Source organism: Pantoea sp. GbtcB22, assembly GCF_019091025.1.
In the GTDB taxonomy this organism is placed as follows: domain Bacteria; phylum Pseudomonadota; class Gammaproteobacteria; order Enterobacterales; family Enterobacteriaceae; genus Pantoea; species Pantoea leporis.
Genome location: NZ_JAGXKB010000945.1, coordinates 1 through 232 on the forward strand (window position 1 = coordinate 1; position 232 = coordinate 232).

At 53.0% G+C, this 232-nt stretch carries 1 pseudogene; it reads left to right on the forward strand.

Going from position 1 to position 232, the window contains the following annotated elements:
* Window positions 1-34: 34 nt before the first annotated feature.
* Window positions 35-232 (forward strand): annotated as a pseudogene (locus tag KVT28_RS27125) (type II toxin-antitoxin system HipA family toxin); the annotation flags it as partial.

Below are 232 nucleotides of genomic sequence, written 5' to 3' on the forward strand. Positions count from 1 at the left end.
TATCCGTGGCGGATTATTGCCTTCCGGCACGCGCATGTTTGAATCCGATTATTTACTGGGGGTTCATGGCCTGTATCGCGTGGGTGCTTTACGTTACCGGCTGGAGGATCAGGGGGAATTTCTTGTTAACAGATTGGAAACTGCGGCTCCCCCATTTACTGAAATCGCAGCACTTGTACGTGCAAGCCGCGCGCTGGAATGCGATCCGGATAACCGTGCTGTTCTGGGACAT